Source organism: Embleya scabrispora (assembly GCF_002024165.1).
In the GTDB taxonomy this organism is placed as follows: Bacteria; Actinomycetota; Actinomycetes; order Streptomycetales; family Streptomycetaceae; genus Embleya; species Embleya scabrispora_A.
The window spans coordinates 4706645-4719069 of sequence record NZ_MWQN01000001.1; the positions used below are offsets into that span (position 1 = coordinate 4706645).

Annotated in this window: 13 protein-coding genes; 12 read left to right on the forward strand and 1 reads right to left on the reverse strand. The window is 71.8% G+C overall.

Features of this window, described 5'->3' with window-relative positions; translation table 11 throughout:
- The first annotated feature begins 136 nt into the window (after positions 1–136).
- The 9 genes from B4N89_RS20965 (at position 137) to era (ending at position 7909) form a co-directional block, all read left to right on the forward strand.
- Positions 137–1204 (forward strand): NAD(P)H-dependent flavin oxidoreductase, encoded by a 1068-nt coding sequence (locus B4N89_RS20965; RefSeq protein WP_078979501.1) that lies wholly within the window; start codon positions 137–139, stop codon positions 1202–1204.
- Positions 1201–1941 carry a 16S rRNA (uracil(1498)-N(3))-methyltransferase gene (locus B4N89_RS20970; protein WP_078977377.1) on the forward strand — a complete coding sequence of 247 codons (741 nt, stop codon included), beginning with the start codon at positions 1201–1203 and terminating at the stop codon, positions 1939–1941. Before B4N89_RS20965 ends, B4N89_RS20970 begins: the two co-directional genes overlap by 4 nt.
- A 91-nt stretch (positions 1942–2032) precedes the next feature.
- Positions 2033–2395 (forward strand): histidine triad nucleotide-binding protein, encoded by a 363-nt coding sequence (locus tag B4N89_RS20975; RefSeq protein ID WP_078979502.1) that lies wholly within the window; start codon positions 2033–2035, stop codon positions 2393–2395.
- Positions 2396–2401: 6 nt separating this feature from the next.
- Complete coding sequence (locus B4N89_RS20980; protein ID WP_078977378.1) at positions 2402–3313, forward strand: ribonuclease Z; 912 nt, start codon at positions 2402–2404, stop codon at positions 3311–3313.
- 214 nt (positions 3314–3527) lie between these two features.
- Positions 3528–4580 (forward strand): PhoH family protein, encoded by a 1053-nt coding sequence (locus tag B4N89_RS20985; RefSeq protein ID WP_235618959.1) that lies wholly within the window; start codon positions 3528–3530, stop codon positions 4578–4580.
- A 5-nt stretch (positions 4581–4585) separates the two neighbouring features.
- On the forward strand, positions 4586–5059 hold the full coding sequence (gene ybeY / locus B4N89_RS20990; RefSeq protein ID WP_078977380.1) for an rRNA maturation RNase YbeY: 474 nt from the start codon (positions 4586–4588) through the stop codon (positions 5057–5059).
- Between the two features lie 51 nt (positions 5060–5110).
- Positions 5111–6418 (forward strand): hemolysin family protein, encoded by a 1308-nt coding sequence (locus B4N89_RS20995; RefSeq protein WP_235618713.1) that lies wholly within the window; start codon positions 5111–5113, stop codon positions 6416–6418.
- Positions 6419–6515: 97 nt separating this feature from the next.
- Positions 6516–6875, forward strand: a complete 360-nt coding sequence (locus B4N89_RS21000; RefSeq protein WP_078977382.1) for a cytidine deaminase — start codon at positions 6516–6518, stop codon at positions 6873–6875.
- Positions 6876–6958: 83 nt separating this feature from the next.
- Positions 6959–7909: a GTPase Era gene (gene era, locus B4N89_RS21005; protein WP_078977383.1), complete on the forward strand. Its 951-nt coding sequence runs from the start codon at positions 6959–6961 to the stop codon at positions 7907–7909.
- 39 nt (positions 7910–7948) lie between these two features.
- Here the strand turns inward: era and B4N89_RS50750 are convergent, their stop codons facing one another.
- The gene (locus B4N89_RS50750) at positions 7949–8701 is read right to left on the reverse strand and encodes a hypothetical protein (RefSeq protein WP_201260874.1); all 753 of its coding nucleotides are present in this window, start codon (positions 8699–8701) and stop codon (positions 7949–7951) included.
- A 313-nt stretch (positions 8702–9014) separates the two neighbouring features.
- Between B4N89_RS50750 and leuA the strand changes: the two genes are divergently transcribed.
- The 3 genes from leuA to recO all read left to right on the forward strand — a co-directional run bounded on the left by leuA (position 9015) and on the right by recO (position 12407).
- Positions 9015–10772 carry a 2-isopropylmalate synthase gene (gene leuA, locus B4N89_RS21015; protein WP_078979503.1) on the forward strand — a complete coding sequence of 586 codons (1758 nt, stop codon included), beginning with the start codon at positions 9015–9017 and terminating at the stop codon, positions 10770–10772.
- A gap of 210 nt (positions 10773–10982) precedes the next feature.
- The gene (locus B4N89_RS21020) at positions 10983–11591 is read left to right on the forward strand and encodes a hypothetical protein (protein ID WP_078977384.1); all 609 of its coding nucleotides are present in this window, start codon (positions 10983–10985) and stop codon (positions 11589–11591) included.
- 63 nt (positions 11592–11654) lie between these two features.
- Positions 11655–12407 carry a DNA repair protein RecO gene (gene recO, locus B4N89_RS21025; protein WP_078977385.1) on the forward strand — a complete coding sequence of 251 codons (753 nt, stop codon included), beginning with the start codon at positions 11655–11657 and terminating at the stop codon, positions 12405–12407.
- The last annotated feature ends 18 nt before the right edge of the window (positions 12408–12425 follow it).

The following is a 12425-nucleotide window of genomic DNA, read 5'->3' on the forward strand; positions in this document are numbered from 1 at the left end:
TATCGGCCGCGACCGAGCCCACCTCGTCCGGGGTGTGAGGGTGCTCGACGGCCGGCGTCTCGCTTCGGGGAACCCGTGGGCGCCTAGGCTTGGGTGGGTGATGGGTGCGTAGTCGAGCGAGGGGACGGGGAGCATGATGCCGACGAACGTCGATCCGACCCGGCTGGCCGAACTGCCGATCGTGCAGGCGCCGATGGCCGGTGCGGGCGGGCCCGCGTTGGCGGCGGCGGTCGGGCGTGCCGGCGGGCTCGGGTTCTTGGCGGCCGGGTATCGGTCGGCCGCGGTGTTGGGCGCCGAGATCGAGGAACTGCGTTCGCTGGTCGGTGACGTGCCGTTCGGGGTCAACGCGTTCATGCCGCAGCCGCCGCCCACCCGCGCCGAGGGCGAGCTCACCGCGCGCTACGCCCGCTCGCTGGCCCGGGCCGCCGCGCGATACGGCGGCAGCGTCGGCACCCCCGCGCCGGGCGTCGAGCGCGACGACTGGGACGCCAAGCTCGACCTCCTCGTGGCCCACCCCGTCCCGGTGGTGAGCTTCACCTTCGGCCTGCCCGACATCGAGGCGGTCGCCGCGCTGCGGGCGGCCGGGACGCTCACCGTCGCCACCGTCACCACCCCCGAGGAGGCCCGGCTCGCCGTCGCCCACGGCGTCGACGCGCTGTGCGTCCAGGGCGGCGAGGCCGGCGGCCACCAGGGCAGCTTCGACAACCCCGCCGCCCCCGCCCCGTACGGCCTGCTGACGCTGCTCACCCTGATCGCCGCCGAGACCGACCTCCCGCTGATCGCCGCCGGCGGCCTGATGACCGGCTGGCAGATCGAGGCGGTCCGGCTCGCCGGAGCGAGTGCCGCCCAACTGGGCACCGCCTTCCTGCGCTGCCCGGAAAGCGTCGCCTCGACCGCGCACAAGGTCGCGCTCGGCGACCCCGCGTTCGAGCGCAGCGTGCTCACCCGCGCCTTCTCCGGCCGCTGGGCGCGGGGGCTGCACAACGGCTTCGCCGCCCGGCACGAGGCCGAGGCCCCCGGGGTCTACCCGTACGTCCACCACCTGGTCGCGCCGATCCGCAAGGCCGCCGCCGCGCGCGGCGAGGCCGACGGCCTGGCCCTGTGGGCCGGTCAGGGCTGGCGCCTCGCCCGCGAGGAGCCGGCCGCCGAGGTGATCCACCGGCTCGTCGACGAGATGGCCGCAGCCCGAAAGGCATCCGCTTGAGTGCCCCCGTCTTCCTCGCCCCCGGCGACACGATCCGGCACGGCCGGCAGGTCGTCCTGGACGGCGCCGAGGGCCGACACGCCGTCACGGTGCGCCGACTCGCGACCGGTGAGCCGATCGTCCTCGCCGACGGCGCCGGACTGGCCGTATACGGCACGGTCAACCGCACCGAGGGCAAGGACACGCTCTACATCGACGTCGACTCGCGCACCGAGGAACCCGCCCCCGCGCCCCGGATCGTCGTGGTCCAGGCGCTGCCCAAGGGCGATCGCGGCGAACTCGCGGTGGAGACGACCACCGAGGTCGGCGTCGACGTGATCGTGCCCTGGACCGCCGCCCGCTGCATCACCCAGTGGAAGGGCGAGCGCGGGGCCAAGGCGCTGGCCAAGTGGCGCGCCACCGCGCGCGAGGCGGGCAAGCAGGCCCGTCGGCTGCACCTGCCCGAGGTCACCGAACCGATGAGCACCCGGCAGGTGACCGCGCTCCTCGAGGCCGCCTCGTTCGCGGGCGTCCTGCACGAGGCGGCCACCGAGCCGATCGCGACCGCCGCCGTCCCGGACGAGGGCGACCTGGTCCTGGTGGTCGGCCCCGAGGGCGGGGTCACCCCGGAGGAACTGGCCGCGTTCACCGCCGTCGGCGCGACCGCCTACCGACTCGGCCCGACCGTACTGCGCACCTCCACCGCGGGTGTCTCGGCCGCCTCGGTCCTCCTGGCCCGCTCCGGCCGCTGGAGCTGAACCGCCCGGCCGACCCGCGCGAGCGAGGGGTTCGGCCCACTACGATCGACGGCGACCGCTCGTGATCGACACGGACCCGATGGAGGCACCCATGGCTGCGGGGGAACCCCAGGCCGACTGCCTGTTCTGCAAGATCCTCGCCGGCGACGTCCCGGCCACGATCGTCCACGAGACCAAGGACGTGGTGGCCTTCCGCGACATCAACCCGCAGGCGCCCACGCACATCCTCGTCATCCCGCGCGCGCACTACGCCAACGCCGGCGAACTGGGCGCCGATGCCCCCGAACTGGCCGGCGCGCTGCTGGCCGAGGCCGCCGTGATCGCGACCGCCGAGGACATCGCCGACTCGGGCTACCGGATCGTCTTCAACACCGGCGCCGGCGCCGGCCAGACCGTCTTCCACGTACACGCCCACCTCCTCGGCGGCCGCGGGCTGAGCTGGCCTCCCGGTTAGGCGTACGTGTCCACCAGGGAGTTCGTCGTCCTCGGCACCGCGAGCCAGGCCCCGACGCGGCAGCGCAACCACAACGGCTACCTGCTGCGCTGGGACGGCGAGGGGCTGCTGTTCGACCCGGGCGAGGGCACCCAGCGCCAGATGTTGCACGCCGGCGTGGCCGCGCACGACATCACCCGGATCTGCGTCACGCACTTCCACGGTGACCACTGCCTCGGCCTGCCCGGCGTGCTCCAGCGGCTCTCGCTCGACCGGGTCCCGCACCCGGTGACCGCCCACTTCCCGGCGAGCGGGCAACACTGGTTCGACCGACTGCACCACGCGACCGCGTTCCACGAGGCCGCCGTGCTGGTCGAGCACCCGCTGGCGGGCGAGCACGTGCACACCCCCGCCGGGCCGTTCACGCTGGAGGCCCGCCGCCTGTCCCACCCGGTCGAGTCCTACGGCTACCGCGTGGTCGAACCGGACGGCCGCCGGATACTGCCCGAGCGACTGGCCGCGCACGGCGTGGCCGGGCCCGACGTGGGCCGGATCCAGCGCGAGGGCCGGATCGGCGCGGTGACCCTGGAGCAGGTGAGCGTGCCCCGACCAGGGCAGAAGTTCGCCTTCGTGATGGACACCCGGCGCTGCGCGGCCGCGGTCGAGCTGGCTCGCGACGTCGACCTGCTCGTATGCGAGTCCACCTTCGCCGACGCCGACGCGGACCTCGCGCACGAGGTCGGCCACCTCACCGCCCGCGAGGCGGCGGCCATCGCGGCCGAGGCGGGCGCGCGGCAACTGCTGCTCACCCATTTCTCGCAGCGCTACCCCGACGTGGGCCCGCTCCTGGACCAGGCCCGCGAGGTGTTCCCGGACACCGTCGCCGCCCACGACCTGGACCGGATTCCGATTCCGCGCCGCCGGCCGGCGCCGGAATAATCCCGAAGTTCGCGGGGGCCGGAGAGTTACCATTGAGCAGCATCGAACCGCTTCCCGAGCACGGAAATGAGGCGTGATCAGGCCGCCAAGGCCGCCCATGGCTCCCACGACGAACGCGCGAGGCGCGAGCTCCGAGAACACCCCGCGGGACGACTCCCGGGCAACTCCGACCGCGCAGGCCCAGGCGAAGATCACGATCCCCGCCAAGCATCCGATGGTGGCGCTCCTCGGTTCCGGCGACTCGTTCCTGCGAGTGGTCGAGCAGGGCTTCCCCGAGGTCGACATCCACGTCCGCGGCAACGAGGTCACCGTCTCCGGCAACGAGGCCGAGGTCGCCCTCGTCCGCCGGCTCTTCGACGAACTCCTGATCATCGTCCGCACCGGCCAGCCCCTCAACGAGGAGGCCGTGGAGCGCTCGGTGGCGATGGTCCGCTCGAACGACGGACACGGTCCCGCCGAGGTGATGACCCTCAACATCCTGTCCAACCGCGGCCGCACGATCCGTCCCAAGACGCTCAACCAGAAGAGCTACGTGGACGCGATCGACGAGCACACCATCGTGTTCGGACTCGGCCCGGCGGGCACCGGCAAGACCTACCTCGCGATGGCGAAGGCCGTCCAGGCCCTCCAGTCCAAGCAGGTCACCCGGATCATCCTGACCCGGCCCGCGGTCGAGGCCGGCGAACGCCTCGGCTTCCTGCCCGGCACCCTCTACGAAAAGATCGACCCATACCTGCGCCCGCTCTACGACGCGCTGCACGACATGATCGACCCCGACTCCATCCCGCGCCTGATGGCCGCCGGCACCATCGAGGTCGCACCACTCGCATACATGCGCGGCCGCACGCTCAATGACGCGTTCATCATTCTCGACGAGGCGCAGAACACCTCGGCCGAGCAGATGAAGATGTTCCTGACGCGGCTCGGGTTCGGGTCGCGCATGGTGGTCACCGGGGACACCACCCAGGTCGACCTGCCCGGCGGCACCCAGTCGGGGCTGCGGGTGGTGCAGGAGATCCTGCGCGGCGTGGACGATATCGCGTTCTGCACGCTCACCAGCGATGATGTGGTCCGACACAAGCTCGTCGGCCGGATCGTGGACGCGTACGCGCGCTACGACATCCGGGTCGAGGCGGACGGGCGGCCGAACGGCGACGGCTCCGGAAACGGCGACGTGCCCAGGTCGCGCGGCCGGCGGCCGATCGACAAGAACGGCCGCGGCAAGCACACAGTGAACATGCAGACAGTGGAACGGGAAGTGAACTGAAGGCCATGTCCATCGACATCGCCAACGAGTCCGGCACGGGGGTGGACGAACACGCGATCGTGGACGTCGCCCGATGGACCCTGGACCGTATGCGCATCCATCCACTGGCGGAACTGTCCGTGGTCATCGTGGACGAACCCGCGATGGAGCAACTGCACATCCAATGGATGGACCTGCCCGGTCCGACCGACGTGATGTCCTTTCCGATGGACGAGCTGCGTCCGGGCAAGGCCGACGAGGATCCGCCGCAGGGGCTGCTCGGCGACGTCGTGCTGTGCCCGACCGTCGCCGAGCGCCAGGGTGCGGCGGCCGGCCACACCATGGACGACGAGCTGCACCTGCTCACCGTGCACGGCGTGCTGCACCTGCTCGGCTACGACCACGCGGAGCCCGACGAGGAGCGCGAGATGTTCGCGTTGCAGAAGGAACTGCTCGAATCCTGGCGGGAGGCCCGCCGCGCCGCGGACGACCGCGGATGAGCCGGCCACGGGATATCCCCGCCCCCGGCCGAGCGCGCGTCGGGGGCGGCAGTGCCCGCTGACAGCGTGGTGCGCCTCGTGGTCGGCGCGATCGTCCTGGTCGTGGTGGCCGGTCTGTTCGCGTGTCTGGAGGCCGCCCTCTCGCGCATCTCGCGGGTCCGCGCCGAGGAACTGGTCCGCGCCGAACGCCGGGGCGCCAAGCGTTTGCTGACGGTCGTTCAGGACCCCGCCCGGTATCTCAACCTGGCCCTGCTCGTGCGGGTCGCGTGCGAGTTGTCGGCGGCCGTACTGGTCACCGTGGTGTGCGTGGACGACTTCGACGAGACCTGGCAGGCCGTACTGGTCACCATCGGCATCATGGTCGTGGTGTCCTACGTCGCCGTCGGGGTCTCCCCGCGTACCGTCGGTCGGCAACACCCGGTGACGGTGGCCACGATCGGTGCGCCCGTGCTGTTCGGGCTCGCGCGGGTGCTCGGGCCGCTGCCGAAGCTGCTGATCCTGCTCGGCAACGCGCTCACCCCCGGCAAGGGTTTCCGCGAGGGGCCGTTCGCCTCCGAGGCCGAACTGCGCGCGTTCGTGGACCTCGCCGAGAAGGACTCGCTGATCGAGGACGACGAGCGCGAGATGCTGCACTCGGTGCTGCAACTGGGCGACACGATCGTGCGCGAGGTGATGGTGCCGCGCCCGGACATGGTCTTCATCGAGCGGCACAAGACGTTGCGGCAGGCGATGTCGCTGGCGCTGCGCAGCGGCTACTCGCGGATCCCGGTGATCGGCGAGAACGAGGACGACGTGGTCGGCATCGTCTTCCTCAAGGACCTGGCCCGGCGCAGCACGATGGGCGATCCGGGCTGGGCCAAGGAGAGCGTCGACTCGATCATGCGCTCCGCGACCTTCGTGCCGGACAGCAAGCCGGCCGACGACCTGCTGCGCGAGATGCAGTTCGAGCGCACGCACATGGTCGTCGTGGTCGACGAGTACGGCGGCACCGCCGGCCTGGTCACCATCGAGGACATCCTGGAGGAGATCGTCGGCGAGATCACCGACGAGTACGACACCGAGACCGCGCCGGTCGAGCCGCTGCCCGACGGTGCGTTCCGGGTCACCGCCCGGCTGCCGGTGGACGAGTTGGGCGAGTTGTTCGGGCTCGAACTCGACGACGAGGACGTGGAGACCGTGGGCGGCCTGTTGGCCAAGGCCCTGGGCCGGGTGCCGATCCCGGGCGCGACGGCGGTGGTCGAGGGGCTGCGGCTGGTCGCGGAGAGCCCGTCGGGGCGGCGCAACCGGGTCGGCACGATCGTGGTGCGCCGGATCGAGCGGGGCGAGGAGCAGCCGGCGGCGTCCGTCGAGGGGGGTTGACGTCGGCCCGGTGGGCCGGTTCGGGCCGGTACATCGGGCGTCGGCGGCGGCAAGTTACTGTGTCGGCATTCGTACCGCGCCGAACAGGAGAGCCCCCGTGAGCGCCGAGACGCCCGAGTTCGTCGTCGACCCCGAGGACGCCAAGATCGTCACGCTGGCCCGGGCCACCCGAGCCCGCAACGGGGCGAGCGAGGGCGCCGCGGTACGGGACGAGACCGGGCGCACCTACACCGCGTCCACGGTCGCGCTGCCCTCGCTCGAGCTGTCCGCGCTGCGCACGGCGGTCGCGATGGCCGTCGCGGGCGGCGCGCGCGGCCTGGAGGCGGCGGCGATCGTCGGGGCCGACGACACCGTGACCGAGGCCGATCGGGACGCGGTGCGCGACCTCGGCGGCGCCGGCACGCCGATCCTGTCCGCCGGTCCGGACGCGGTCGTACGCACGATCGTGACGGTCTGAGGCCGCCTCCGGGCCGGCCCGCCCCCCGCCGGTGCGACCGCGACCGACCCGCGCGGCGAGGAACGCTCGCGGCTTGAGCGACAATGTCACCCATGAGTGATCGCCCCAACCCCTCCGCACCCGTCCACCGCTCGGGCTTCGCGTGCTTCGTGGGCCGCCCCAACGCCGGCAAGTCCACCCTGACGAACGCGCTGGTGGGCACGAAGGTGGCGATCACGTCGGGCCGCCCCCAGACCACCCGGCACACGGTGCGCGGCATCGTGCACCGCCCCGACGGCCAGCTCGTCCTGGTCGACACCCCCGGCCTGCACAAGCCGCGCACCCTGCTCGGTCAGCGGCTCAACGACCTGGTCCGGGCCACCTGGGCGGAGGTCGACGTGATCGGCTTCTGCATCCCGGCCGACCAGAAGGTCGGTCCCGGCGACCGGTTCATCGCGGCCGAGCTGGCCGAGGCCAAGCGCACGCCCAAGGTCGCGATCGTCACCAAGACCGACCTCGTGGACCCGCAGACGCTGGTCCAGCAGTTGCTCGCGGTGCAGAAGATGGGCGAGGACGTCGGCATCGAGTGGGCCGAGATCATCCCGGTCTCCGCGGTCGGCGACAGCCAGGTGACCCTGGTCGCCGATCTGCTGGTGCCGCTGCTGCCGGCCGGCCCGCCGCTGTACCCGGACGGCGAGCTGACCGACGAGCCCGAGATGGTGATGGCCGCCGAGCTGATTCGCGAGGCCGCGCTCGAAGGTGTGCGCGACGAACTGCCGCACTCGCTCGCGGTGGTCATCGAGGAGATGATCCCGCGCGAGGACCGCCCCGCCGACAAACCGCTGCTCGACGTGCACGCGAACCTCTACGTCGAGCGCCCCAGCCAGAAGGCGATCGTCATCGGGCACAAGGGCGGGCGGCTCAAGGACGTGGGCACGCGCGCCCGCAAGCAGATCGAGGCGCTGCTTGGGACGCCCGTCTACCTGGACCTTCACGTGAAGGTGGCCAAGGACTGGCAGCGCGACCCCAAGCAGCTCCGCAAGCTCGGATTCTGACCCCGAGCCCGCCCCCGAAACCCGTCCCGAAGGGGCGGGTCAGCGGCCGTAGGGGCCGGACTGGTTCCGCTTCGCGGTCATCAGGACGAACCCGGCGGCGGCGATCGCGATCACCGCGCCGGCGAGGACCATCCACAGGCCCACCTCGACCTGGAGTTCGATGCCGAACTTGTCCAGTTGCGCCTTGTAGCGGTCCTTGTCGTCACTGGAGACGTCGTCCTTCGCCATTGGCAGGCGCACCTTGTCGGCGATGTTCCAGATGGCGAAGCCCAAGGCGACCACAGCGGGCACGCCGGCGCCCGCGGCGGCGATCGCCTTGCGGGTGAAGATCCCGGCCGCGAACAGCAGCACGGCCACGATCCCGGCGGCCAGCGTCCACTTGCCATCGCCGTCGAGGCCCTTGATCGCGTCGCCCTCACCCTTGGCGCCGATCCAGGCCAGGCACGAGCCGATCACCACGAGCAGCGCGCCGACCGCGCCCCCGATCGCCCCCGGCCCGAACGACGGAAGCCCGCCGCCCATGCCGCCTCCGCCCGGCGTGGGCGGCGGGTATCCACCGGGCTGCTGCCCATACCCGGGCTGCTGCCCGTACGGGTTCGGCTGTTGCCCGTAGGCCGGCGGCTGTTGGCCGTACTGCGGGGGCTGCTGTCCGTACTGCGGCGGAGGCTGCTGCTGTCCGTATCCGCCCTGCTGGGGCTGCTGTCCATAGCCCGGACCACCCTGCTGCGGGTATCCGCCGGGGCCGCCCTGACCCGGTTGTGGTCCGTAGGGACCCTGGTTGTAGTCGCTCATGGTGAGTGAGCGTAGGAGCATCGCGCCCGTCCAGGGGAGGGGGCCCGCCGAAAAGATCACATCTGTTCGCATGACGGACGCCGCCTCGACCTTTCCGACGCGTCGGGTATGGTTGCCGACATCATGCGTCAGTGGCTGCTTCTCCTTAGCCGCCGCGCCGGGGGCTCATCCCTCTGACAGAGGTCAGACCGGCTCCCCCGTCGCGGGGATAGAGGCATGTCCGCACGTCGGAGCCTCCGGGATGTCGTTCCTCCCGTCGCCGGCCCATCTGCCCTCGCCGCAGTCCTTCCTCGCGTTCAGGAGACTCACCCGCATGCCTTCCGGAAATCGCTCCACCCCGATCACCGCCGCGTCCGTGACCCAGCAGCCGTCCGGGATGCCGATCCACAAGTACCAGCCGTTCCGGGGCGTCGACCTGCCGGACCGCACCTGGCCGTCGAAGACGATCACCGTCGCCCCGCGCTGGCTGTCCACCGACCTGCGCGACGGAAACCAGGCGCTGATCGACCCGATGAGCCCGGCACGCAAGCGCACCATGTTCGACCTGCTGGTGCGGATGGGCTACAAGGAGATCGAGGTCGGCTTCCCGGCCGCCTCGCAGACCGACTTCGACTTCATCCGCTCGATCATCGAGGAGGGCGCGGTACCGGAGGACGTCACCATCTCGGTACTGACCCAGGCCCGTGAGGAACTGATCGAGCGCACCGTCGAGTCGCTGATCGGCGCGCCGAAGGCCACGGTCCACCTCTACAACGCGACCGCGCCGACCTTCCGCCGGGTGGTCTTCAACGTCGACCGCGACCAGTGCCGGGCGATCGCGGTGACCGGCACCGAGCACGTGATGCGCTACGCCGAGAAGCACCTGGGCGAGGAGACCGCGTTCGGCTACGAGTACTCGCCCGAGATCTTCATCGACACCGAGCTGGACTTCGCGCTGGAGGTCTGCGAGTCGGTGATGGACGTATGGCAGCCGGAGGCCGGTCGCGAGATCACGCTGAACCTGCCCGCGACGATCGAGCGCTCCACGCCGAACGTGTACGCGGACCAGATCGAGTGGATGAGCCGCAACCTGACCCGCCGCGAGTTCATCGCCCTGTCCGTGCACCCGCACAACGACCGCGGCGCCGCGGTGGCCGCGACCGAGCTGGCCGTGATGGCCGGCGCGGACCGGGTCGAGGGCTGCCTGTTCGGGCACGGCGAGCGCACCGGCAACGTGGACCTGGTCACGCTGGGGATGAACCTGTTCAGCCAGGGTGTGGACCCGATGATCGACTTCTCCGAGATCGACGAGATCCGGCGCACCGTCGAATACTGCACGCAGCTGCCGGTGCACCCGCGCCACCCGTACGCGGGCGACCTGGTCTACACCGCGTTCTCCGGCTCGCACCAGGACGCGATCAAGAAGGGCCTGGAGGTCCTGGAGCGCGACGCGGCCGCGGCCGGCAAGTCGGTCGAGGAGATCGAGTGGGCGGTGCCGTACCTGCCCATCGACCCCAAGGACGTCGGCCGCACCTACGAGGCCGTGATCCGGGTGAACAGCCAGTCGGGCAAGGGCGGCGTCGCGTACGTGCTCAAGGCCGACCACCGCATGGACCTGCCGCGGCGCGCGCAGATCGAGTTCTCCCGGATCATCCAGACCAAGACCGACGCCGAGGGCGGCGAGGTGACGCCGGCTCAGATCTGGGCGGTGTTCCGGGACGAGTACCTGCCCACCCCCGACGCTCCGTGGGGCCGGCTGGCGCTGCGCGGGCACCGTACGGTCTCCGGCGCGGACGGCAAGGACGTGCTGACCGTCGAGCTGAGCGTGGACGGCGAGACGCAGACGCTGGAGGCGATCGGCAACGGTCCGATCGACGCCTTCGTCCGGGCCCTGGGCGGGCTGGGCTTCGACACCCGGGTGCTGGACTACAGCGAGCACGCGATGAGCGGCGGCGAGGACGCGCGGGCAGCGGCCTACGTCGAGTGCGCGGTGGACGGCCGGGTGCTGTGGGGCATCGGCGTGAACGAGAACATCGTGCGCGCGTCGCTGGAGGCCGTGGTGAGCGCGGTGAACCGGGCCGCCCGCGGGTGACCTCGACGCGGTGAGGCGAGACGACGGCGGCTCCCGGGCGACCGGGGGCCGCCGCTTCGCTGTTGCCGACCGGTCCGACGCCACTCCTCGTTCCGGGTCGGGAAAAAGTAACCATCTGTCCGCTTTCGATGACGCTTCGTGAAATTCGTGGCAGCATCGAAGCAGGCGGACAGAAGGCTCTCCGCCGCGCGGGACGCAGGGGGCGGCACCATGTTCTTCGTCGTGGGCATCCGGACCATCCGATCGGCGATCGGTGACGGCGAGTTCCACTGTCCGGCGTGCGGAGGCGATCGGCGCTTCCGCAAGGGCGGCGGTCGGCGTCGGCTCGTGCTGTTCGGCGTGGCGCTGATCCCGCTCGGGCGGGCCGGCTCCGGCGTCGAGTGCGCGATGTGCTGCACCCGGCACGACGTCGCCGTGCTCGACACGCCGACCGCCCGGGCGCTGACCCTGCTCCTGCGCGAGGCGGTGCGCACGCTGGTGGTGGCCGTGGTGGCCGCCGTCGACGACGAGCCGCAGGAGGTGGACGCGATCCGCGCGGCGGCGGTCGAGGCGGTCCGGGCCGCGGGCATGCCGAGCTACGACGCGTGCGCGCTCGCCGTCGACGTCGGGGCGCACCTGGCGCAGGACACCGCGTGGGCGCTCGCCGAGATCGCCCCGCACCTCGCCGTCGCCGGGCGCGAGCACCTGGTCGGCGTCGCGGCCCGGGTGGCGCTGGCCTGCGGGGCGTACGACCCGGCGCATCGGGTGATCCTGTACCACGCCGGCGACCAACTCGGGCTCGGCCGGGCCCGCGTCGACCACGTGCTCGCGGGCCCGTGACCCGCGGGCACGCGAGGGGGCCGGCCGACGCGGCACGTCGGCCGCGCGCGGCACAATGGGAGCATGAGCCTCCTCCGTGACGAGGGTGTTGTGTTGCGAACCCAGAAGTTGGGTGAGGCCGACCGCATCATCACCCTGTTGACCCGCGACCACGGGATAGTGCGCGCCGTGGCGCGCGGGGTGCGCAAGACCAAGTCCAAGTTCGGCGCCCGGGTGGAACCGTTCGCCCACGTCGACGTCCAGTTCTTCACCCGGGGCAGCGACTTCCCCGGACGGGGCCTGCCGATCATCACGCAGGCCGAGACCCTGGGCGCGTACGGCGGTCGGCTCGCGCTCGACTACGCCGCGTACACCTCGGGCACGGCGATCCTGGAGACCGCCGAGCGATTGACCGACCACGAACGCGGCCAGCCCGCGTTGCAGCAATACCTGCTGCTGATCGGCGCGCTGCGCACACTGGCCTCGGGCGCCCACGAGCCCGGTCTGGTCCTGGACGCGTTCCTGCTGCGCTCGCTCGCGGTGGCCGGCTACGCGCCGAGTTTCGCCGACTGCGCCCGCTGCGGCCTGGACGGACCGAACCGGTTCTTCACCGTCCAGGGCGGTGGGACGGTGTGCGGCGACTGCCGGCCGGCCGGATCCGTCGTACCCTCACCCGAGACCCTTTCCCTGCTCGGTGCGCTGTTGACCGGCGACTGGGGCCGAGCCGACGCGAGCGAGCCGCGGCACCGGCGCGAGGGCAGCGGCCTGGTGGCCGCGTATCTGCAATGGCACCTGGAGCGGGGTATCCGCTCGTTGAGATTGGTGGAGAGATCGTGAGTCAGTCGCGTGGCCGCT